Origin of the sequence: Streptomyces sp. H39-C1 (assembly GCF_027158125.1) — a bacterium.
In the GTDB taxonomy this organism is placed as follows: Bacteria; Actinomycetota; Actinomycetes; order Streptomycetales; family Streptomycetaceae; genus Actinacidiphila; species Actinacidiphila fildesensis.
Window position 1 is genome coordinate 1 of record NZ_JAPVLS010000123.1, and the last position, 21,408, is coordinate 21,408.

Consider the following 21,408-nt stretch of genomic DNA (forward strand, 5'->3'; position numbering starts at 1 on the left):
GTGGGCGGTGTTGGCCGCGTCCTGCACGAGGCTGTCCAGGGCGAAGGCCATCTTGTAGCCGGTTGTGCCGTAGTGGTCGTCGCGCTGGACAGCCAAGAGCGGGGCGAGGAATGCGTCGATGGCCTCGACGTCACCGCCGGTGATGTCGTTGGTGTAGTGAAGGGTGCGGTTGAGTGCGGCGGGGTCGGTCACGGGCGGGGGAGTTCCGTCGGTCGCGGCAAGGGTCCGACGGGGCGTCTTGTCCGGTCTGCTGCATCGAATAGGGAATGTTATCCGAGGCGATGGACCAGGAGAGGTCGCGACGAACTCGCGTCACGGTTTCGCGGACAAGCGGCATCCGGACGCTGGCTGCCCCGGCGAACAGGACCGAACGCGACCGGAATCCCTGCCCCGGCACAGGGCCCGACTCCGTTCCGGTAGCGTCGCGAGCACCAGGCCTTGTTGTCGCAGTACTCCGCGTCCCGCACGAATTCCGGCACGGCACGCTTCTCCCGCTGTACCCATAGAGGGCAAAACGGCAGCCCGATGCGATACGGCGAACTGGATGATCACTGACGCGTTCCGGGAGGTGCCCGGCCCTGAGGACGGGCGATTCCGCCGACCGGTTGTACTCGATGGCATCGCGTCCGGCACGCTGGAAGGGTCTGCCCGGCTGAATCACGCTCTGGGCCGGTGTGGTTATCCGTCCGGGCCTGCGGGGGTGTGAGAGACCGGGGCATGGAACCGGTCCCGAAGGCGTTGCCGCGACGATTCATCCTGGCCACCGGCGTCAGCCTCCTGATGGCCGGCTGCGCCCAATCCGCCGAACCTGCCGAGGGAGAACCCGGCGCTACTCGTACGGGCCGGACGCCCATCACACCGACCACAAACGCCATGCCACTTCCACCAGCAGCCGCGGCGGCACCCCCCGCGGCGGTGCCCGTTCCCGCTGAGCCGGCTGAACCCGCTCTACGTACGTCACCGTTGTACGAACTGTCGAACCCGGATCGCACGGCCATCGCGCTGACGTTCGACGATGGCCCGAACACGGAGTACACCCCGAGGATTCTGGCGCTTCTGGCCCACTACGACATCCGTGCCACGTTCGTGGTGGTGGGTCAGAACACCGCTGACAACCCGAGTGTCCTCGCACGGATCTATGAAGCCGAGCATCAGATCGCCAACCACACCTGGTCCCATCCCGACCTGCGTCGTCTGTCGTCCGGGGGCGTCCGCGACGAACTGGAGCGCACCAGCGACGTCGTCGAGTGGGCCACCGGTGGATGCCGTACCCGTTGGTTCCGTGCTCCTGGTGGCGACTTCTCTCCCAAGGCGCTGGATGCGTGTTTCCAGCTGGGGATGAGTCCTCTGGCGTGGAGCGTGGATCCTCAGGATTGGCGATGCCCCGGCCAGAATTACATTGCCTCGACCGTGTTGAGCACGGTCAAGCCGGGGGCCATCATCCTCAATCACGACGGTGGCGGAAACCGGGCCCAGACCCTTGCCGCTCTCAATGACTACATCCCACGCCTGTTGGACGCCGGCTACACCTTCACCACGCCGTGACCGCGCGCGACCGACCCAGCACAGCGGAGGCCAGGAGACAAGTCCGGGGGTTGAGGCACTCCTGGGCGACCGTGCCGTCAGGGCTTGGTGAGGTTGGTGTAGAGCTTGGCCCAGGCGATGTCCTGTGCGGTGGCGGGCTTGGTGTCGCAGAAGGGCAGCGTTCCCTTAGCGGTGTAGTACTTCATCATCGCCAGGACGGCCAGGGTCTTGGCATCACTTCCCCCGGTGTAGTCCTGGCTGGGCAGCACGCTCTGGTGGGTTCGGCAGGTGGGTTTCTTGCTGTCGGAGGTGGTGTCGAGTGCCCCGGTGCGTGCGGCGGAGGAGCCGCAGTCGGTGAGCGCGAGCGCGCCGAGCACGAACAGGGTGGCCCAGCGGGTACGAGCACGTGATGCCATGGTGGTCTTCCTGCTTTCCGGAGTGATGGAGAGGCCGAGGTGCCTGTTCACAGCGGCATGGCCCGCAGTGCGGTGCCCATCCCGACGGCCAGGATGAGTAGTGCGGTGCTCAGCGGGGTGATGCGTGCGCCCCACGTCGCGAGCCGGCCGGCCCGTCCGCCGTTCAGGGCCGGGATCCGGTCGCGCAGTTTCAGCAGGAGCAGGCCGGCGGCGGCGAGGGTGGCGGCCATGCCCAGGCCGTAGCAGAGGACGAGGACGACGCCGAAGGCGGTTCTGCCCAGGGCGATGGAGCCCAGCAGGACGATCAGGGCGGAGGGGCTGGGTACGAGGCCGCCGGCGATGCCGATCCCGATGAGGCCGCCCTTCTTACGGCCGCTCGACCCGCCGAGATGATGGTGACCGAACAGCCCATGGCTGTGCCCGTGCCCCCCATGGCTGTGGCCGTGTGGGTGATCGTGGCCACTGTGGCTTTGGTGGCGCTGCTCGTGGTGCTGGTGAGCAGTAGCGCTCGGCGCCGCATGGTCGTGGTGTGACTCGGGTCCCGTGGCGAGCGCTGCCTCTGTCGTCGTGCCGGCTGCGGCGACGGCCGGGTTTCCGACAGAAGCCGTGACGAGTTCGCCGGCTCCGACGGGCTCGGCGGCGGCGGCGACCGCCACGTCGTGGCTGTGCGGATGGTCGTGGCCGTGCTCGTGGTTGCCGTGGGTGTGGCCGTCGTGTGCGGGGGCCCGGTCCGCGGACCGGGCCCCCGCCCGGGTGCGCGCGGTGCGGAGGGCTGCGGGTAGGAGCCAGATTCCGGCGGCGATGATGACGAGGCCGCTGATGGTGCCGAGCCAGGCGAGTGCCTGTTCGCCGACGAGTGCGGAGGAGACGCTCAGCGCGGTGCCCAGGACCAGGACGGACGCGGTGTGGGTGAGAGTGACGGTCGTGGCGACCGTGACCGCGTCGCGCGGCCGGCCCTGCCGGCCGGCGAGGTAGGCGGCCATAATGGTCTTGCCGTGTCCGGGCAGCGCGGCATGTCCCGCACCCAGGACGAGGGCCAGCAGTACGGCGAGCAGTCCGACGGGAAGGGTGAGCCGGTCCCGGTCCGTGAGGGACCCCAACCGTGCGTCCAGAGCCGCGTACCAGCCGCCCAGCAGTCCCGAACCCGGCGCGTTCGCCGCGACGGCCCCCGGGCCGTTGCCGAGGGTGACGCGGGTGTGGCGGGCGTCGGGCGGATTGGACAGCAGGTCGGCGGGGTACTTCCGCAGCTCGTTGGAGATGGAGGCGGCGGGGACGTCCGAGGAGCCGATCCGCGTCCCGTCGCCCTGGGCGGTGATCTCGTGCCAGCCGATGTGGGACGGATCGACTCCGGTGGTGAGTTCGAGGGTTCCGGTGGCACCCAGGTCCGCGGGCGCGCTGAACCGGCACTCGAGCCGGCCGGTGTCGAGACCGGCCTGGCCCCGCACGAGCCGGTAGTCGGTCGTCATGACCTGGAGGTGCAACGAGACGGCGCGTGAGGACCCGGTCCCTTGGGGTTGGGCGGTCGCACGGATCGCGCGGGCGATCGTGGCGCAGGTGGTGCGGGCGTGGGTGGCGGCTTCGGCGGCGCTGAGCCGGCCGTCGTGATCGCTGTCCAGGGCGGGCATGGCCTGGAGGGTGGGGATCTCGGCGGTGTCCACCACTACCAGGTCATCGACCCGGTCGGAGTGGAGCGTCAGACCGTCGTACCGGTTGACGGTGAAGTTCCCCAAGGGGTGGGCGGACGCGACCGGTGCGGCCAGGAAGAAGAGCACCGGGATCCCGGCGAGGAGAAGTGCGGCGCGTCGTGAGTGGGCACGGATACGGGTCATCGTTGTCCTTGGAGGCGGGCCAGGCGCGCTTGTGCGTCGGGTGCGCGCAGCGGGGAGAAGGCGGGGTTGGCCGACAGGGCGCCCGTCAGGTCGGTACGCGCGGCCTGGTCGTCGCCGATCGCCTGTTCGATGACGCCGCGGTGGTAGCGCAGCGTGGCATCGCGCCAGCCGAGCCGGTTGGCCTCTTTCGCCAGGGGCAGCGCTTCTTCGTCGCGTCCGGCCCGGTGCAGGGCCCAGCTCAGGGCGTCGGCGACCAGCACGCTGTGGCGGCGGCCCCATTCGGCGGTGAGCAAGGTGACGGCGAGCCGCGGGTTGCCGTGGTCGGCCTGGTACTGGCCGAGGTTCAGGTCGTCGACGACGCCGTTGGCGGCGAACAGCTTCTGCTCGGCCTCCAGGACGCTGTACTGCGCGCGGGCCTCCGCGGTGCGGCCCTGGGACTCCAGGAGTTCGCCGAGTTCGAGCACGTACTGGGGTTGGGGGACGCGGGTGATGGCTGCCTGGTAGTCGGTGACGGCTGCGGCGGTCCGGCCCAGCGCGGCCTCGGCGCGGGCGGCGCCGGCGAGGGCGGCGGTGTAGGTCGGATCCAACGCCAACGCCTTGCGGTAGTGCGTCAACGCCACCGTGGTGGAACCCGTGTTGAAGGACAGCTCGCCCAGGTAGTGCTGACAGAAGGCCTGGTCAGCCGGGTTGGACGCGTCCTCCAGTCCGCGTTGGAGGGCTTGTGCCGCCTCATCGGTCCGGCCTTGCAGTTCCAGCGTGTAGGAGGCGCGGGTGAAGGACGCGGTCGAGGGGTGCAGATCCAGCATCCGCTGGACGGCGGCCTGGGCTCCGGCGTCGTCGCCGAGTTGGGTCAGGGCGTCGGTGAGTGCCCCGTAGGCGGCCCATGCGTACGGATCGTCGGCGACGGCCTGATCGGCCCAGGTGCGAGCCTGAGTGAACTGGTGCCGGGCGTTCGCGAGTCCGGCCATGCCGGTCTGCGCGGTCGTGTTGACGTCCGGTTGCAGCGTCAGCGAGCGCCGCAATGCCGTTTCCGCCTTGGGGTACAGCGTCGGGTCGACGGTGAGCCGGGCCTGCTCGACGTATGCGGAGCCCAGTTGCGCCCACGATGCGGCGTCGGCCGGCTGCAGGCGCAGCTTGTCCTGGAGCTGGCTGACCACCGCACCGATCGACAGCGCGGTATGGGCCGCGTCGGCCGCCGGAGCGGGCGCCGCCGTGGGGGGAGAGGAGTTGGAGGTGTGTTCCAGTGCCGCGAATCCGGACAGGCCGGCACACAGCGCGGCGGCGGTGGCGATCAGGGCGAGGCGGCGCATGAACGACATCCCTCATTGGCGGTTGTTGCGTACCGGTATGAACGACAGATCCGGGCCCTGCGCGGACGAACCTGCGGCTGGATCGTTGACAAGGGCCGGTGCGGGCAGGTGGCGTCGGCCCGCACCGGCCTGTGGGGGACTAGCCGGGATTAGCCGGCCTGGTTGACCGAACCGGTGTACGGCAGGGCGACGTACGGGAACGTGGTCCCGAACGGGGCGCCCGGCCCGTTGACGCCGTCACCGGCGGCCAGTGCCTGGATCAGGTGACCGGGAGTGGCGCCTTCGAGTGCCTGGATGGCGATGTCGATGACGTCGTCACCCATGCGGCGGCCGTTGGGGAAGCCCTGGAAGTCACCGTTGAGCACACCGAGCCGGTCCGGGTTGGCCGTGACCGGTGTCGACATGTTCAGCCGCAGTTCCTCGGCGGGAACGAACCGCTTCTTGTTGATGTCGAGGTTCATCAGCTGCGAGTTCAGGTCCACGGCCAGCGGCCCGTTGGTCGCCTTCGCGATGCCCGTCAGGAAGATCTCCTGGAGGTCCTTGCGGGGGGTGGCGGGTGCCGGGATGCCGTAGATGCCCTGGATGAGCTTGGGCAGCTCCGGGTCGAGGACCTTCGCGACGACCTTCGGCTGGTTGTGGTCCTCCGACGGCGGCAGCGCGTTGAAGGCGTTCTTCAGCCCGGCCGGCACGACGGCCTCGTTGACCAGCGGGTTGCCCAGACGTGAGACCTGCACGTACTTGCCCGTGGGGGTCTGCTTGCCGGGGCTGAGCTGCATGGTGCGCCGCTCGGTGGAGCTCCACACGCCGATGACCGGGTTGCGCTTGGCGTTGCCCTTGTAGGCGAGCTTGGACTTGGGCACCTGGATGGACAACGTGTTGACGTTGTAGCCGTTCAGGGTGTTGTGGCCGGTCTCGGAGAGGTCGCCTCCGTAGAGCAGGTCGAAGACCCGCAGATCCAGGAAGAACGGGTCCGCGGCCTGCGTGGCGACGGTCTGGCCGCCACCGGGCAGCTTCTGCGTCGCCTGGTTGCGGAGCCTGCCGTAGTTCGGCATGGACGCCTTGCCGACGTTCGAGGGCGTGGCGATGCCGTCCGCGACGAGCGTGACCGGCTTCTTGCCCGCGCGGATCTCCTGCAGGCAGTAGTGCTGGCGGAACAGCAGCGTCTTGTCGTTGAGGTTGTTCACGACGCCGTTGTTGTACAGGAACGTCTTCTCGCCGCGCAGGTCCTCGTTGCGGAACGTCCATCGGTAGGTCAGGTCCGGCTTGCCGGTGCCCTGGCTGTCGATGTTGATGTCGTAGTGCGCGTCCTCAGCGAATGGATAGAAGTTCGGCCCGCCGTTCGGCTCCTGGAACGGGATCCAGTTGGCCGTGAGCGTCACCGTGTCGGACTTGTCCGGGCTGGTGAACGCGTACAGGTCGGTGTTGTCGACCTGCGGGTCAGCCGCGATCAGCGGTGCTTCCCGGTGACTGGACGCCTGGCCGACACCCGTGCCGGGTCCTGCCAGCGCGGCGCCGGCGACTGCCGAACCGAGCGCGAGCAGCATCGCCGCGGACTTCCACCGACTGCTGCCGGCGGGTGATGCGTTTGCGGTCATGAAGATTCTTTCTCTCGCGAACGTGGGGACGGTCTCGGAGGTTTGGACCTCCGCATGCTCTTCGGAGCCAAGCGCACTGCGGATTGGCTCCGATATGAAACTCCACTCAATGGAGAGAGTTTTCCAGCCACCCCGCCGATGGATTTAATGGGACTATTTTCTGCCCAGGAATCAAGATGCCCAGGTCATGCGGGTGGTCGAGGAGGCTGGATGATCGTTTCTGCTCTGCATCCCGTGCTGCGCAAGAGGATTACGCGTTTAATTCTCTCGACCGGAACCTCCGACCAGCGGGTCCATAAAGGTATCGCCGTTGGCCTGAACTTATGCGGCCATTTGAGGGTTGGCATCGCCCGGTCGCACAGGTGGACGATATTGTGAGTGGCCTCGGACTTGAGGTTCGGTAAATTGCTTATTCTTTACTGCGCATCAGTTGCAAGTAGGAACTCCGTGCTTCTACGGTGAATGAGCTACGCCTGACCGGACCGGAAGAAAGCAGTCCCATGGCGCTCACCTCCACCTCCCCCGCTCCTTCGTCAACTCTCGTCGCGCCGGTATCGCGCTGGGCGCGCCTGCGCACATCGATGACCAGGCAGGAATGGACGCGCCTTGGCGGCATGGCCGCGTTCATCCTGGCGTTGCATGTGATCGGCTGGTTCACGCTGGTGGTGATCGTCGCACCGGAGCACTACACGGTGGGCACCAAGGCGTTCGGCATCGGGATGGGGGTGACCGCGTACACCCTCGGCATGCGGCACGCTTTCGACGCCGACCACATCGCGGCCATCGACAACACCACCCGCAAGCTCATGGGTGAGGGTAAGCGCCCGCTCTCGGTGGGCTTCTGGTTCTCCCTCGGCCACTCCAGCATCGTCTTCGTCCTTGCGTTCCTACTCTCGCTGGGCATCAAGGCCCTCGCAGGACCGGTCCAGGACGACAACTCGAAGCTCCACCACCTGGCCGGCCTGATCGGCACCACCGTCTCCGGCGCCTTCCTCTACATCATCGCGGCCATCAACCTGGTGATCCTGGCCGGGATCTGGAAAGTCTTCCGGAAGATGCGCACCGGTCACTTCGACGAAGCGGCCCTGCAGGAACAACTGAACAACCGTGGCTTCATGAACCGCTTGCTCGGACGGGTGATGAAGTCGATCACCAAGCCCTGGCAGATGTATCCGCTCGGCCTGCTGTTCGGCCTGGGCTTCGACACGGCCACCGAGATCGCCCTGATGGTCCTTGCCGGTTCCGGCGCGGCCTCCGGACTTCCCTGGTACGCGATTTTGTGCCTGCCGGTCTTGTTCGCCGCAGGCATGTCCCTGCTGGACACCATTGACGGATCGTTCATGAACTTCGCCTACGGCTGGGCGTTCTCCAAACCGGTCCGCAAGGTCTACTACAACCTCACCATCACCGGGCTGTCCGTCGCCGTCGCTCTCATCATCGGGACCGTCGAACTGTTCGGACTGCTCGCGGACCAACTCGATCTGCACGGCCCGTTCTGGGACTGGGTCGGTGGTCTGGATTTGAACATCATCGGCTTCATCATCGTCGGCCTGTTCTTCACCACCTGGATCATCGCCATTGGGGTCTGGAAGTTCGGCCGCATCGAGGAGAAGTGGACAGTCGGGCTGCACTCCGCCGAGCCCTCCGCCGACTGAACCCCTCGCGGGCCCCGGCCGTACGTCAGCGCTCACGTCGGTCACCGAATGTGAACCTGGCGGTGTGAGCGTGCTGGTCTGCGGCATCCCCCGGACGGTCTTCGTGACGGGCCATGCAGGAATTGGTGTGTTTGTGTCACGGAGTGACGCCCGGCGTCCGGTTCGGGCTGCTTCCCCTGGGAGACTCGTATGCGTGCAGGGATAGTCGTTCCTGCTCTGGCGCTCGCGTTGGCCTGTCCCTTTGCGTCGGCCACCACAGCGGCGGCAGGCGACGGGCACGGTGACGGCTTGAAGGTGATGGGCCTCACCGTCGACCAGCGGCTCGTCAGCTTCTCCGAGGACGCGCCGTAGTCGCTCCGCTCGGGCGGCCGTGTGCACGGCCTGCAGGGGGACACCAAGCTGGTCGGGATCGACTTCCGTGTTCAGGCGGGGAAGCTGTACGGCGTCGGCGACAAGGGTGGCGTCTACACTGTCGACCGCGACGCGAACGCCAGCAAGGTCTCGCAGTTGACCGTGGCGCTGCAGGGCAACAACTTCGGCGTCTTCAACCCGGCTGCCAACCGTCTGCGGGTGATCAGCGACACCGGTCAGAACCTGCGCCACAACATCGACGATCCCGCCGCCCCTCTCACCACCACCGTCGACGGCACCCTGACCAACCCCGCCGTCCCGCCCGCCACCACGCCCACCACCGCGCTTGGTGTCACCGGCGCCGCGTACACCAACAACGACCTGAACACCGCGACCGCGACGTCACTGTTCGACATCGACACCGTCAACGTCCGCGTCTCGCTGCAGTCCCCGGCCAACGCCGGAACCCTCGCGCCCACGGGCGGTCTGGGAGTCAACGCGGGCCCGTCGGCCGGTTTCGACATCTACTACTCGCCCAAGGCCGGAACGAACCGGGGCTTCGCCGCGCTGCAGGCGAGCGGCACCTACGGCTTCTACCGCGTCAACGTCCTGAACGGAAAAGCCGACCGCGTCGGCAACTTCCCCACCGGCCAGCAGGTCTTCGACATCGCCCTCCCGTTGGCCCAGGACAACTCCCAGCCGCTGGGCAGCATGGATGCCAGCTTCGTCCAGTAGACCGAACGCGGCCGGGATCCCTGCCACGGCACACGGCCTGGCCTCGTTCGAGCCCACCGGCCTCGCAGCGCTCTGGCCACCAGCGCCATAGGAGTGGCCCTGCACCCAGTGCGCGGATCAGCCCGCGTGCTCCCCGCTCCCGCGGAGCATCTGCTGGACGTCCCCGTCCGCCTCGGCCAGTCCCAAGGGTCTTCGAAGGTCCGGCTGGCGTCCTCCAGTATCTCCTCCCCGGCCGGGCAGGACCCGGCGGCGGCCCGGTGTTCGCCAGCCGGCCGGTTGCTGCTGGCATCCGCCCAGGCGAACCCGGGCGAGTGACCTCTGTGTCGAAGACGCCGCCGCACTACTACGTACCCGCGCCCGCTCGCACGTGTGGCCGTCCACGCCTGCAATGTCGTTTACGCAATCATGCGCGACGAAGCACGGGCTGCGTCTGAGAGGTTGCGCAGGAAGTCAAGGGCGGCAGGTGACGCTAGGCAGTTGCCCGTTCCGGGGGGTCAGTAGCCGCACGCAGCGGGTGGTCCCGTCGAGTGTGTCGGCCAGGTGCCGCAGCGTCGTAGCGTCATCAAGGTCCGCGTCCACGTACCGCTGCGCGATCTTCTGGTAAATGGAGATGACTTCCCTCATAGCGGTCAGTGTCCCGGCGGAAGGGCTGACAGCCTCACGGCGGTCAGCCGCCGCGACGCATTGCGCGGTGCGTTCCAATTGCCGCAACAGCGCATCGCCCCGCTCCACGAGCTGGACCAAACGAAGCCGTGGATCGGGGTCCGTACAGCCGACGACAGCTTGATACATCCAGGAAGACTAACGGGCCGTCGGAGGCCGACTGGCGGGCTGAGGCTCGTCCGGAGCGCAGCGCGCTGCTCAAAGTGCCAGGCCAGCACGGGCGCGGACCTTCTTGCCGTCAGTCAGACCGACAGCCCAGGTGGGTGCGCTCACGCGGTTGACGATCTCTCAGCCGTGCCTTCCCACCTGGGCCGGGTTCGTTACGGAGTGCTGGGAAGCGCGGCGAGAATGGCCCGCGCGTTGGGGGCGTGCAGCGGGTTGAATCGGGAGTTGATGGTCAGGGTCAGGGTCAGATCCGTCCGCGCTGCCGCGCTGTCACCGAGGGACTGTTGGATCAGGGCTCGGTGGTAGTGGAACAGCGCGTTGCGGGTGCCCTGGGCGAGTGCCTCGTTCGATTCTTCCAGTGCTTCGCGGTCACGGCCGTTCGTGTGCAGGGCCCAGGCCAGCGCGTCGTGGGATTCGAGGAACGGGCGGGTCCGCAGACCTTGGCGGGCGATGGTGAGGGCGTCCTGCGGGTTGCCGTGGTCGGCTTCGAACAGGGCGGCGTCGGAGTCGAGGGCGACTCCGCCCGCGGCGAAGAGTTTCTGCTCGGCCCTAAAGACCTGGTACTGCTGGTTTGCCTCCTGGGTGCGGCCGAGGGACTGGTAGAGCTCACCGAGCGCGAGGACGTACTCGGGCTGCGGGACTCGCTGCACGGCTTGGGTCAGGTCGGCGATCGCGGCGTCCGTCTTGCCGAGCGCCGCTTCGGCCTGGGCCTTGGCCTGGAGCAGGGCGACGGAGGAGGGGGCTTCGTGCAGTCCGGCCTGTGCCTGGGCCAGTTCACCGGCCGGATCGCCCGTGTTGAAAGCGAGTTCGCCGAGGTAGTAGTGGGCGAAGCCCCGGTCGGCGGGCCCGGCCGCGTCCTGGAGAGCGCGTTGCATGTCGGTGCGGGCGGTGTCGGTGTCCCCGCGCAGTTCCGCGACATACGAGGCACGAGACAGCGACGGCGTCCCCGGTTTGAGGTCGACCATGCGCTGCACGGCGTCGGCAGCCTCGCCGTAGCGGCCGAGTTGGGTGAACGCGTCGGCGAGGGTTCCGTACAGCGAGGAGTTGTACGGGTTGACGGCGACGGCCTGCCGAGCCCAGTTAAGTGCGGGGGTGAAGTGGTGGCGGGCTGCCTCCAGGGCTGCCATGCCGCCCAGTGCGGTGAAGTTGTCTGCCTTCTGCACGGCCAGCGAGTGCTTGAGCAGCTCCTCCGCCTTGGGGTAGTACGACGGGTCCGCGGTGGCTTTCGCCTGCTGGACGTAGTCCAGGCCGAGCGTGGCGAGCGCGACGGGATCCTGCGGGGTCTTGCGCAAGTGGTCCTGCAACCCGGTGATGTCCGCCGCGAGCGGATCACTGACCGGAGCACTCACCGCGTCGGCGGCGGGAGTCCCCTGCTCGGATCGTGCGGCCGGCCACGGAGAGAGGCCGAGGCCGCCGGCGAGGAAGAGACCCACTCCCAGGGCACTGGTGATCACCGCGAGCCGGATGTGGTGACGGCGTGCGGGGCGCATGCGTTCGGACTCGGTCAATTCCCGCTCCGGTCTGGGACATCTGATGGGGAGGCGGCTGATGGCGGTGCCGCGGGTTGTGGGTCGGCGGGGGTCGCGTAGACGACGATGTTGTCGCGGTACTCGTGCAGGGCCTTGTCGTAGGTGCCGCCGCAGGTCATCAACCGCAATGCGGGGGCGCCGGCGGTGGCGTAGACCTGGTCGTCGGGAAAATCCTCTTTGTCGTACTGCCGCAGCGCCCGGACGGTGAAGGCGAGGTGGGAGTGGTCCTCGCGGTCGATGGTGATCGCGTCCCCCGGTCGCAGGGAGGACACGTTGTAGAACGCGGCCGGGCCGGTACGCGAGTCGACGTGGCCGACGATGATCGCGGCGCCAGGATCCCCCGGACGGGGGCCCTCGCTCCACCACCCGACCTGCTGCGGGCCCTCGGGGACGCCGAGGTGGCCGTCCTGCCGCACCTGCAGATGGATCAGGGTCTCGTCGAGGTCGATCCCGGGTATTCGGATACGCACCGGCGCCGGAGCCGAAGCTCCGGCAGAGGCGGTCCGGCCCCCGCCCTGGGAGACGGGGAGGGTTCCGACGTCCGCGCTCCTGGCGGGTCCTGGCCCGGCGGTGATGAGGGCGCAGGTGCCGAAGGAGGCCAGCGATATGCCCGTCAGGACGGCGAGGGACGCGGCCACCCGGCGGGGGCGTGCCGGGCGGAACCTGCACAGCCCCCGCGGCCGCCTGCGCTCCAGTGCGGAGCGCAGGCGGCCAGGTGCGGCAGGGGTGGTCACGGACGGCCTGCGTGCCTGCGCCGGCGCAGGTACAGCACTCCGGCCACGGCCAGCAGCGCGCCGCCGCCCAGTGCGGTGGCGGGAACGACGGTGGATCCGCTCAGGGCGGTGCCGCCGAGGCCGGCTCCGATGCCGCCGTCCGGCCGCTGCGAGTCGGCCTGGTTGACCGCGGCGGTGTTGGGCAGTGCGACGTACGGGAAGGAGGTGCCGGTCTGGCGGTAGGGCGTGTCGACGCCGTCACCGGCCGCGAGCGCGGGAACGATCTTCCCGGTCTGCGCGGCGCCTTCCAGGGCCTGCAGCTCGATGTCGACGACATCGTCGTTCAGGCGTCGGCCGTTGGGGAAGCCGGCCAGGTCCTGACCCAGGACCCCCAGACGGCTGGGGTTGCCGGACGGCGGCACGGCCATGTTCAGCCGCAGCTCCTCCGCCGGGGTGAAGGCGTCCTTGTGGACGTCGGCGTTGAGCAGCTGCGAGTTGAGGTCTGCCTTGATCGGTCCGCAGTCCTTGCACACACCGGTCAGGAAGATCTCCACCAGGTCGTCGCGGGGCGCGGCCGGGGCGGGGATACCGTAGATGCTCTGCACGAGCTTCGGGACGATCGGGTCCTTGACCTTGTCGACGACCGGCGTGACCGTGTGGTCCTTGTCCGGGGTCAGCGCGTTGAAGGCGTCCTTGTACTTCAGCGGCACGACCACCTCGTTGACCAGCGGGTTGCCCAGCCGGGACACCTGGTGCCAGCCCGCCTCGGTGGGCGGCCCGCCCTTGGCGTCGTTGCCCTCGCTGCCTTCATTGCCCTTGGACTGCGAGCCCTCGTCGCCCTTGCTGCCGGAAGCGGCGACCTGGACACCCTTGCGGTCGGTGGTGGACCACACGCCGATCACCGGGTTGCGGGTGGCATCACCCTTGAGGGCCAGGTCCTTCTTGGGGACCTGCAGGGCGATGGTGTTGACGTTGTAACCCGCGAGCGTGTTGTGGCCGCTCTCCTTGAGGTTCCCGCCGTAGAGCAGGTCGAAGACCCGCAGGTCCAGGAAGAACGGGTCGGACGCCTGACCGGCGTAGGACTGCCCGCCCTCCGCCAACGGCACCACGGCCTGGCTGCGCAGCGCGGCATAGTCGGGCATCGAGGCCTTGCCGGTGTTCGACGGGGCCGCCGGCGCGTCCTTGAGCAGGGTCTTGGAGTTCCCGCTCGCGTCGGTGACGGTCAGGTTGTACGTCTGGCGGAAGTTCAGGTTCGCGTCGTCCACGGAATTGACGACGCCGGTGTTGTAGAGGAACTGGTTGGCGTCGTCCCGGATGTGATCGGTGAACGCCCAGGTGTAGGTGGCGTCAGGCTTACCGTTACCATCGCTGTCGATCTTGATGTTGTAGCGGGCGTCGTTGGCGAACGGGTAGAAGTTCGGTCCGCCGTTGGGCTCCTCGAACGGGATCCAGTTCGCCACCAGGGTCACGGTGTCGGGCTTGTCGGGGCTGGTGAAGGCGTACACGTCAGTGTTGTCGACCTTCGGGTCACCGGCGGTCAGCGGTGCCTCGCGGTGGCTGGAGGCGGAGCTGACCCCGGGACCGAGGGTCGTCAGAACGCCGGCGGCGACCAGGGCGAGAGTGCCCACGGCCGCGAGGGTTCGCTCGGCGGGGCGGGTCGGACTCTTGCGGCGTCGCGGATGGGATCGTGGCATGGGACATCCGTTCCAGGTGAGAGCCGGTGCCTGCCCAGTGGCCGGCGTGGCGGCGGTGTGCAGCGAGCGCTCGGAGCCGCACACGGAGCCATGCACAGAATGCCCGTAATGTGACTTAAGCTACGAATAAAGCACCATGGACTCAGAGCCCCCGCAACGCTCCTGGGCCGAACGTGGTCACCCGGCGCTCAACCGTGACGCCACCCGAGTGACCGGCAGCCACGTGCGGTTATCGGACGCCTCTTGCGGGCAGCGTCCGCCGGCGGGCCGTCTTCGCGCATGGCCGCCGACAGGGCCGGCCCAGGCGGCCGTCGTCCCGCGCGCAGGGAGGTCCGAGCACCGCCACCCCTATGGCCATCGGCGCACAGCCGACCGCATCGGGCGTCACCGTCCCGATATCTGGGTATTGCGTCCTTCGCTGGATGGTTGTGCGGGAGTGACCGTTTCCAGCCTGGGCACGCGGGCGGGTCGAACTCCTCCCGCCGCCCAGCTGAGGCGAAGGGGGAGCGGATGAGCCCACGGTTTCCCGACCTGAAGGATCTCGGCCTGCTGAGCAGTGAGGAGTCGGGGGCGCTGCGATGCCTGAACCGCGCGCACGTAGAGCTGCGTGGAGAGTGGGAATGCGCCCACGCCCTGACGCGGAGACTGCTGGCCAAGGCCGATCTGGAGGAGGGATACACCGGACAGGGCCCAACGCCGCATCATCAGCTCGCGGCGCGAGCGGCCTCTTCGGCAGCGGTCGCCTACGAGCGGACCATCGGGGAGATCACCTGGCGATACGCCAGCGCGGCCACTGTCCTGGGCATCACCATCTGGGACCGCCTGACCTGCGGCCGACCACCCCTCAGTACCCAGACCCTGGAAGTCCTGGCGGCGGAAGAACCCACCTTGGGCCAGTTGCGCGGCATCTTCTCCGGGCCCTACGCGCGGCTTCTGGCGTTTCGAGCCGACGAGCCCTGGAGGTCCGCGGGCATGGAGCAGGTGGACCTGCTCGGTCTGCTGGAGAGCGCCTCCTTCAACGTCACCCACACCAAGACGAACGGCCGCTATCCGGAAGAGTCCGAAGCCGCCGACTGCCGGCTGACGACGGCATCGCCCCCCGACGTCGATGCCTTCTGGGAAGACCTCCTCCCCCCAGCACTGCACCTTGCGGAAGCAGTACCGTTCGCGATCGCACAGCGACTCACGAGCGGCAGCTCACCAAGACGCTGACCCCAGGAGGCAAAGACGCGTACCGGCCGGCGGGGCAGCTCCTTCCGGTGACACTGCCCCTCCCTGCTTTGGCATCCAACGACCGTCTCCGCTAACGCTCTTGGCACAGGTATGCCGGCATCTCGTTCGCAGGCCACCCGGATGGCTACGACGATTGCACCAACCCCGCCCACACACCCGGCGGGCGGCTCCTGCGCACGCCACACTTCACAAACGGACCCGCGCATCATGAACAAGGGGTCGTGGAACGCGAGCGAATGCGCGTGCCGTGCCAGGTCGGCAGGGAAGGCTTCGTCCGGTGCTGTGGTCACCGAACGAAGCCCCCGACCCTTCCCGGGGCAGCGGGAAAAGCAGACCGTGCACCGACCACATCACTCTGGAGGGCTGGCATACGATCCGGCAGAAAGTGGATCACCCGTAGGCCGGCCGCGCACGCCGCACCGCCGCACGACGCTAGACCGGCAACCCGATCAGGCGCGCCCCACGCGCCGGAGCGCGATCAGTGGTCGCAGTTGGCCATGCCGGCGCCGTGCATGTCGCTGCCGTGGTGGTCGTTGCCCCACTGGGCCGGACCGCTGTGGTCATCGCCGCCGCGGTTGTCCTGGCCCCAGTTGCCCTCGCCGCGGTTGTCCTGACCGCCCTGGTCACCCATGTGGTGGTCTGAGGTGTTCTCGCAGCGGTTGCCGAACGCCGGGTTCAGCGCACCGAGCACGCTGACGGTGTTGCCGCACACGTTGACCGGAATGTGGATGGGCACCTGGATCAGATTCCCCGACAGCACACCGGGCGAGCCGATCGCGTAACCCTGCGCGTCGGCGTCGGCGGCGGCCAGTCCCGCACCGCCGAACAGGGCGGCGCCCATAGCTGCAATGACCGTGGCGGCCTTGGCGATACGCAACATCAAATCTCCCTGAGGGTGAGACAGCTCCGCACCGGGTGCGGTACGGACCTCACGATCAAGACCACACTCAGCACCATGGACCGCTCCGTGACACGCCCTTTGCGTCCGGGTCGAAACCATATTCACCGCAACAGCTCTCTTCCGGTGCTGTCGACCCGTTCATCGACCGTGCGCGGGGCCTTCCCGATCAACCACGACAACGCCGCAACTATCGGATAACTGCTGGCGGCGCTCCTGCAGGCTTCACCCACCGAGGCACACCTCGACTTCACGCAGGTCCCCCGCTTGGGCACGGCGGCAGCCTCGGTGTTCTTCCCCCTGATGGCCGCCGCCCGCGCCCACCGCACTACCCTCATCGTCCACCGCGCCGACCTGTCCCTGCGCGCCGCGCTCCACGAACTCGGCCTGGACCGAACGGGACTGTCCTACAGCGGCGATCCCATCTGACGCCGTTCGCCGATCGGCGCGGGGGCAGCGTCTGGAGACGCGTCACAGCCGTGTCATGATCTCGCTGGCGTCCGGCGTGGGTCCGGCGCGCGGGAGAGAGATCATGAACCCCTACCTTGCTCTGCCCCTTCTCCTCATAGCGTCGCTCATCGCCGCCGTCGGCCTCGCGGCGGTCACCCGTGGCTGGGTGCTGCCCAGGAATCGGCGTCACGTCCGCAACCCTCGTCTCTATGGCTGGGGCCAGCTGATAGTGGCCTTCGCCCTGTGCTGGCAGCTTGTCTTCGGCATGCTGAGCCGCGATCCCGAAACCCGGGCGTGGGGCACCCTCACCGGCGCGGTGATGCTTGTGGCCGGCTTCATCGTCGCGTTCATGGGCCAGCTCACGAGTAGTAGACGCAAGGGCAGCAGCACGCGGTAGAGGAGCGCGGTGGCAGGGGGATCGCCAAGGCAGCGTCTGTTCGTGATCTGCTGAGCTGAGCGGCCTTGATCCGACCTTGGCGGGGTCTGTGGAAAGGTGGGCCCGCGGATCCCAGGTTTCGATGGGGGAGGCACTGCGGCTGCTGGACGAGCTGAACCTGGCTGTCCGGGTGCCGGAAGGGGGCGCCTCAGACGACGCGCGATCGCGCTGGGCAGACAGTATGGAGAGCGAGGAGAACCCCGTCGTGCGGGCACGTGGGGCGCGCCGGTATCGCGGGCCGGACAATGTCCGGCCCGTGCGCACAGCCGGTGCGGCCAGGAACAGAAAGCACGTGAACACGGTGATGCCGATCCGGCGCCAAGTCATAGGCGATGAAGCCCCTGTACTGAACTTGATCGGGTGATGTCGGGCTGTTTGCCGGACAGCGCGTGGGTGGCTTCGGTAGTCCTGGTGGGGTGAGATATCCGCAGGGCGGCGGCTTGACCGACGCCGAGAGGGCCGGGCGAGAGCAGGTCCGGCTCCAGGCCGTGGCTGGCTTCGAGGCTGGCGAGAAGAATCGGGAGATCGCTGCCTCGTTGCGGGTCTCGGAGCGGTCGGTGGAACGCTGGCGGCGCCAGTGGCGCGAGGAGGGCCTGGCCGGGGTGGCGTCGAAGGGTTCGCCTGGCCGGCCTCGACTGTCGGAGACGCAGATAGCGCGGCTGGAGCGGGAGTTGGAGCGTGGCCCGCTGACGCATGGGTGGGCCGACCAGCGGTGGACGCTGGCCCGGGTGAAGACGATGATCGGCCGCCTGTTCCATGTCTCGTACACCGTGGAGGGCACGTGGCGGCTGCTTCGGCGGCACGGTTGGTCGTGGCAGCAGCCCGCCCGGCGCGCGATCGAGGGGGACGACGACGCGGTGGAGCTGTGGCGGCGGGAGGTCTGGCCGCGGGTAAGAGCACCGCGGCGGTGAACAGAGCTTGGGTAGTCTTCGAGGACGAGGCCGGCCAGTCGATGACGCCAGGAGTTCACGTCGGGTGTCGGGATCCGTGGCGATGTTCACGACCGTGCCTCGGCGTAGCCGGGAGTGGCATGGATGTCCGCGCCGTGGCGTAGGAGCAGGTCGGCCGCGCGGAGCTGACCGCCGGGTAGTAGCCGGGCCAGTCGGTGGCGATATGCAGCGCAGTGCGTCCTTTTGAGGTGCCGCCGAAGCGGGCCGTCGCAAGGGCGGGGCGTTCACCGAGCAGTCGGTGCACGGTGGGGAGGTCGCCGCCGCGGATCGCAGCAATGAGGTCTGACACGGCTGGGTTTTCACTGTCCAAGTCCATGCGGGGATTTTCTTCCGGCGGTTCGACCTTCGGCTGTGTTCCCACCCGCCAAGGACCGGCGGCCGTGATACCGCCTGGCACCAGGACGACCGGCCGGCAAACACTGGCTTCGTACGTGTAGACGGCGGGCTCCATCAGGTGGGTTCTGACTCCTGGCGGTCGCTCCGTGATCGTGCGGGTGACGGGGCCGTGGCGGGCGTTTTGCCGCGGCCAGGCGTCGGCGTGGTGGAGGGGAGCCAGGGGGTGTGCGGGTCGTGGCGAGCGCGTTCGCTCTGATGGCGGATGGTTGTAATACCGGTTGCGCCATGGGCACCGGTGTTCGGCATATACCAGTTTGATCATGGGTGGACATGCGGACGGCGATGATCGCGTGGAGCCTTCGTTGACGGGACGATGATGCTGCCTCGCCCGCCCCAGGCGGCCGCTCCTGGCGCCTGGTGCGGCTTGGCGCCGGGTCGGCTGGTGTCCGTCGCCGTTCATCGGCCGTCCCGGTTTCGTCTCTGAGCTTCACCCGCGCGCCGCGCTCGCTACGGTCGCGCGGTGTCATTCCTCCACGCATTGATCTTGGCCTGCGCTGGTGGTTCGACGCTTGCAGTATCGATTGTCCTGCCGCGCGTGTGACGGCCTTGACCCCACCGGAGGTGCGTGTCCCTGTGAACACCGACGCCAGCCCCACCAGCAAGCGGTGCCAGCTGGGTGCAGTGCTCCGCAAGCTTCGGCAGGCCAAGGGCATGACGTCTACCAGGGCAGCGGCATTGTTGTTGGTCTCTCAACCGAAGATGACCAGGTTGGAACTCGGCCAGCGCCGCATCAGTCAGCGCGATGTCCGTGATCTCTGCCGGATCTATGAAGTCGAGGAGCAGCAGGTCGTTGACGCTCTCATGCAGTTGGCCCGCGCGTGCGGGCGGCAGGCTGAGGCCAGCCTGCCGCCGGCGCGAGAATCTGGCGTTTGTTCTCGATGTGCCGGCTTCGTGTCCCCAGCCTCCCCACCACCAACAGCGGGGGACGGAGGGGATGGTAGGAGGGAAGTCCGAGCTTCAGTGGGGCTGCGAGAGCATCACTGGTGCAGGTCAGAGACCTGTCCGAGGACGGGTTCACATGAAAGCGGCGAACGGGTGGATGCCGGGTCGGTTGAACGGGTGGCTGCCGCCCTCTGAGCAGGTCCGAACGTCGCCAGATACCCCTGCAGGGACCTCTCACTGCATCTAGTGCCGCATCAGGCAACGTTTGCCCCGGCTTGAGTTGCCCCCCGCCCTTGCGGTGGGGATGGGCGATCTGGAAGGCTCCCGCACATGCCGATCTTGGTGAGGGCCGCCGAGTGGGAGGACGTGCCGGCGCTTGTCCGCCTGCGTCTCGCGAATGCCGAAAGGCATGTTCAACTCGATCCGGCCGTCTACCGCGTGCCCGACATCGAGGCTGTGCGCAGGCATTTCGAGGAGGTGCTTGCGGCCGAGTCCAAGGTACTGATCTTGGTTGCCGAGGTGGTGGGCGAGGTGGTGGGCATGGTGGAGGTCATCCTGCTGGCGGATCCTCCGGACCATCAGATCCTGACTCCCCGCCGTGCGGCCGACATCCACACCGTCGTCCTGGACGGGCATCGCGGCGAGGGTGTCGGGGCGGCCTTACTGATGGCGGCGGAGAATGCTGCCGCGGAGCATGGTGTCTTGATCATCTATGCCGGCATCTTCGCGCCGAATGAGGGAGCCGTCCGTTTCTACGCTTCGGCTGGCTTCGGACCGCGCGGAACCTTGCTGAGCAAGGAGCCAGGCGCGCCGTCGGTAGAAGGAGATGACACATCACCGGATACGGCCGCAACAATCCCTTCTCCTTGCCCCACAAGCGGGCATCCACCCGCCTGCTCAGCCCCGTCGCACCCTTGAGCTCAACCACGCTCCAGAGATACCAACCGCCACTGACAACGAGCCCCTGAACTACGCCCGGGGGCCCACGGCGGCGTCGAACCGGACGGGCGATCGCTTTGAGGGTGTCTCGACCGGCGCGGACCACCCCCGCTCGCACGGGGAGAACGGACACTGCGACCTCGACGAAGGCGGCCCGGACGGAACACCCCGCTCGTGGGGGGAGCACTGCGGTCGGCGCCCGCCAGAGACTACGGGATGCCCTTGACGAGACCGCCCCGTGAACTTCGCCGCGTACTCGCCGCAGCCACCCGCAGAAGTCCAGCCACGGCCCGACGCAGCCCGTGGGCACCTGCTCACGGGAGGGGGTGCACCGGATACGTCGAGAGGTATCACCTCTACCCTGACCTGTGAAAAGGGTTCGTCCGGCGGGCAGGCCAGATGGGTAAAGGGGTGGTGCGCCCAGCAGGACTCGAAGGTGCGGCCAAGTGCTTAGAAGGCACTCGCCCTATCCACCGAGCGATGGGGTCTGACCTGCGAAAACGGAGCCCTCCGGGCGCTCGCACCACGATCTTGTGGGACGTATGTGGGATTTCGATCCCCGCGAGCCGTGGGAAGTCGGACTCCACGCGGCGGACGGAGATAGCCTCTCACGCCACCTTCACACCCCCGAAGTCCCTCGCGGAAACAATCCTGCCCCGACTCGGCGTTGATGATCTCCGAGGCGAGGAGGGGAAGGTGTCGGGCCTGAAGCTGTTCCGCACGGATACGACCATTGGCGGCATGACCGAGGTCATGCCGCATCTTGCTGAGGTCGAGGCCGATGTGCAGGGTCTGGTCGAGGCGCACATGGAGACGCTGCTAGGCGTCCGGTTCCTGGCCAGCGAGTACTGCACTGGGCCGATTCACGGCGGTCGGATCGACTCGCTTGGCCTGGACGAGAACGGGTCGCCGGTCATCGTGGAATTCAAGCGCGGGGTCGACGCAGGGGCGATCCATCAAGGGCTCTTCTACATGGCCTGGTTGATGGACCACCGCCGCGAGTTCGAGCACCTGGTCCGCGACCAGCTCGGGGCAACGGCCGCAG

General features: G+C 68.0%; 18 protein-coding genes and 3 pseudogenes. 11 read left to right on the forward strand and 10 right to left on the reverse strand.

What is annotated here, in order from left to right:
- Positions 1 to 192, reverse strand: a 192-nt coding sequence (locus O3W51_RS43240; RefSeq protein WP_269289257.1) for a hypothetical protein, incomplete at its 3' end; no start/stop codon positions are given.
- A 771-nt stretch (positions 193 to 963) separates the two neighbouring features.
- Between O3W51_RS43240 and O3W51_RS43245 the strand changes: the two genes are divergently transcribed.
- A complete protein-coding gene (locus O3W51_RS43245; protein ID WP_198359486.1) occupies positions 964 to 1,545 on the forward strand; it encodes a polysaccharide deacetylase family protein in 582 nt (193 codons plus the stop codon).
- Positions 1,546 to 1,622: 77 nt separating this feature from the next.
- On the opposite strand, the gene O3W51_RS43250 is transcribed toward O3W51_RS43245, so the two are convergent.
- The 4 genes from O3W51_RS43250 to O3W51_RS43265 all read right to left on the reverse strand — a co-directional run bounded on the left by O3W51_RS43250 (position 1,623) and on the right by O3W51_RS43265 (position 6,674).
- The gene (locus O3W51_RS43250) at positions 1,623 to 1,940 is read right to left on the reverse strand and encodes a hypothetical protein (protein ID WP_138358173.1); all 318 of its coding nucleotides are present in this window, start codon (positions 1,938 to 1,940) and stop codon (positions 1,623 to 1,625) included.
- Between the two features lie 47 nt (positions 1,941 to 1,987).
- Positions 1,988 to 3,769 carry a HoxN/HupN/NixA family nickel/cobalt transporter gene (locus O3W51_RS43255; protein WP_198359485.1) on the reverse strand — a complete coding sequence of 594 codons (1,782 nt, stop codon included), beginning with the start codon at positions 3,767 to 3,769 and terminating at the stop codon, positions 1,988 to 1,990.
- Positions 3,766 to 5,079, reverse strand: a complete 1,314-nt coding sequence (locus tag O3W51_RS43260; RefSeq protein WP_138358170.1) for a tetratricopeptide repeat protein — start codon at positions 5,077 to 5,079, stop codon at positions 3,766 to 3,768. Before O3W51_RS43260 ends, O3W51_RS43255 begins: the two co-directional genes overlap by 4 nt.
- Positions 5,080 to 5,228: 149 nt before the next feature.
- Positions 5,229 to 6,674 (reverse strand): DUF4331 domain-containing protein, encoded by a 1,446-nt coding sequence (locus O3W51_RS43265; protein WP_138358168.1) that lies wholly within the window; start codon positions 6,672 to 6,674, stop codon positions 5,229 to 5,231.
- A gap of 581 nt (positions 6,675 to 7,255) precedes the next feature.
- Between O3W51_RS43265 and O3W51_RS43270 the strand changes: the two genes are divergently transcribed.
- The 3 genes and pseudogenes from O3W51_RS43270 (at position 7,256) to O3W51_RS43280 (ending at position 9,730) form a co-directional block, all read left to right on the forward strand.
- A complete protein-coding gene (locus tag O3W51_RS43270) occupies positions 7,256 to 8,329 on the forward strand; it encodes a HoxN/HupN/NixA family nickel/cobalt transporter (protein ID WP_138358183.1) in 1,074 nt (357 codons plus the stop codon).
- 189 nt (positions 8,330 to 8,518) lie between these two features.
- Positions 8,519 to 9,415, forward strand: a pseudogene (locus O3W51_RS43275) (DUF4394 domain-containing protein).
- Between the two features lie 126 nt (positions 9,416 to 9,541).
- A complete protein-coding gene (locus O3W51_RS43280; protein WP_164294189.1) occupies positions 9,542 to 9,730 on the forward strand; it encodes a hypothetical protein in 189 nt (62 codons plus the stop codon).
- A gap of 135 nt (positions 9,731 to 9,865) precedes the next feature.
- Here the strand turns inward: O3W51_RS43280 and O3W51_RS43285 are convergent, their stop codons facing one another.
- The 4 genes from O3W51_RS43285 to O3W51_RS43300 all read right to left on the reverse strand — a co-directional run bounded on the left by O3W51_RS43285 (position 9,866) and on the right by O3W51_RS43300 (position 14,179).
- Positions 9,866 to 10,039 (reverse strand): hypothetical protein, encoded by a 174-nt coding sequence (locus tag O3W51_RS43285; RefSeq protein ID WP_269289262.1) that lies wholly within the window; start codon positions 10,037 to 10,039, stop codon positions 9,866 to 9,868.
- A gap of 359 nt (positions 10,040 to 10,398) precedes the next feature.
- Entirely contained in the window at positions 10,399 to 11,751 is a 1,353-nt protein-coding gene (locus tag O3W51_RS43290) for a tetratricopeptide repeat protein (RefSeq protein ID WP_232486261.1), read from the reverse strand.
- The gene (locus tag O3W51_RS43295) at positions 11,748 to 12,506 is read right to left on the reverse strand and encodes a class F sortase (RefSeq protein ID WP_269289265.1); all 759 of its coding nucleotides are present in this window, start codon (positions 12,504 to 12,506) and stop codon (positions 11,748 to 11,750) included. The genes O3W51_RS43290 and O3W51_RS43295 overlap by 4 nt, the downstream gene beginning before the upstream one ends.
- The gene (locus tag O3W51_RS43300; RefSeq protein ID WP_269289267.1) at positions 12,503 to 14,179 is read right to left on the reverse strand and encodes a DUF4331 domain-containing protein; all 1,677 of its coding nucleotides are present in this window, start codon (positions 14,177 to 14,179) and stop codon (positions 12,503 to 12,505) included. Before O3W51_RS43300 ends, O3W51_RS43295 begins: the two co-directional genes overlap by 4 nt.
- Positions 14,180 to 14,689: 510 nt before the next feature.
- On the opposite strand from O3W51_RS43300, the gene O3W51_RS43305 reads away from it, so the two are divergent.
- A complete protein-coding gene (locus tag O3W51_RS43305; RefSeq protein ID WP_269289268.1) occupies positions 14,690 to 15,391 on the forward strand; it encodes a hypothetical protein in 702 nt (233 codons plus the stop codon).
- 610 nt (positions 15,392 to 16,001) lie between these two features.
- On the opposite strand, the pseudogene O3W51_RS43310 reads toward O3W51_RS43305, so the two are convergent.
- Positions 16,002 to 16,292, reverse strand: a pseudogene (locus tag O3W51_RS43310) (chaplin); the annotation flags it as partial.
- A 285-nt stretch (positions 16,293 to 16,577) separates the two neighbouring features.
- On the opposite strand from O3W51_RS43310, the gene O3W51_RS43315 reads away from it, so the two are divergent.
- From O3W51_RS43315 to O3W51_RS43335, 6 genes and pseudogenes are all read left to right on the forward strand, one after another.
- On the forward strand, positions 16,578 to 16,739 hold the full coding sequence (locus tag O3W51_RS43315; RefSeq protein WP_187145164.1) for a hypothetical protein: 162 nt from the start codon (positions 16,578 to 16,580) through the stop codon (positions 16,737 to 16,739).
- A 103-nt stretch (positions 16,740 to 16,842) separates the two neighbouring features.
- A complete protein-coding gene (locus tag O3W51_RS43320; RefSeq protein WP_138358158.1) occupies positions 16,843 to 17,157 on the forward strand; it encodes a hypothetical protein in 315 nt (104 codons plus the stop codon).
- A 455-nt stretch (positions 17,158 to 17,612) separates the two neighbouring features.
- Positions 17,613 to 18,157: pseudogene (locus tag O3W51_RS43325) on the forward strand (winged helix-turn-helix domain-containing protein); the annotation flags it as partial.
- A 1,006-nt stretch (positions 18,158 to 19,163) separates the two neighbouring features.
- Entirely contained in the window at positions 19,164 to 19,619 is a 456-nt protein-coding gene (locus tag O3W51_RS49140) for a helix-turn-helix domain-containing protein (RefSeq protein ID WP_427197051.1), read from the forward strand.
- A 135-nt stretch (positions 19,620 to 19,754) separates the two neighbouring features.
- Positions 19,755 to 20,342 (forward strand): GNAT family N-acetyltransferase, encoded by a 588-nt coding sequence (locus O3W51_RS43330; protein WP_269289271.1) that lies wholly within the window; start codon positions 19,755 to 19,757, stop codon positions 20,340 to 20,342.
- Between the two features lie 717 nt (positions 20,343 to 21,059).
- The coding region (locus O3W51_RS43335) for an endonuclease NucS domain-containing protein (RefSeq protein WP_269289275.1) at positions 21,060 to 21,408 on the forward strand (349 nt) is incomplete at its 3' end.